General features: G+C 55.8%; 1 rRNA gene. It reads left to right on the forward strand.

From position 1 onward, the window contains the following. Nucleotides 1-51: 51 nt before the first annotated feature. Nucleotides 52-679 (forward strand): 23S ribosomal RNA (locus KME77_RS15590); the annotation flags it as partial.

Here is a 679-nt window from a genome sequence, read left to right on the forward strand (position 1 = left end):
TGGTTGCTGTTTGTTGTTTGAGATTTGCATAGTGGACGCGAGCATCTTTGTGGCCAAGTTTTTTAGGGCACACGGTGGATGCCTTGGCATCAGGAGCCGATGAAGGACGTGGGAGGCTGCGTTAAGCCTCGGGGAGTCGCCAACCAGACGTTGATCCGGGGATGTCCGAATGGGGAAACCCAGCACCAGTCATGTGGTGTTGCCTCCGCCTGAATGTATAGGGCGGTTGGTGGTAACGCGGGGAAGTGAAACATCTCAGTACCCGTAGGAAGAGAAAACAACAGTGATTCCGTGAGTAGTGGTGAGCGAAAGCGGATGAGGCTAAACCGGGCGTGTGTGATAGCCGGCAGGCGTTGCGCGTTCGGGGTCGTGGGACCCTCTGGTGGTTTCTGCCGAGACCACAAGGAGTGATAAACCTTTGAGGTAGTCGAAAGCTCTGGGAAGGGCTGCCGTAGACCGTGAGAGCCGGGTAGGCGAAATCTTGAGGGCTTCTTGAGGGGATCCCAAGTAGCACGGGGCCCGAGAAATCCTGTGTGAATCTGCCAGGACCACCTGGTAAGCCTAAATACTCCCTGATGACCGATAGTGCACGAGTACCGTGAGGGAAAGGTGAAAAGTGCCCCGGTGAGGGGTCGTGAAAGAGTACCTGAAACCGTGTGCCTACAAGCCGTAGGAGCTT

It is taken from the genome of Nonomuraea rhizosphaerae (assembly GCF_019396405.1).
Lineage (GTDB): Bacteria > Actinomycetota > Actinomycetes > Streptosporangiales > Streptosporangiaceae > Nonomuraea > Nonomuraea rhizosphaerae.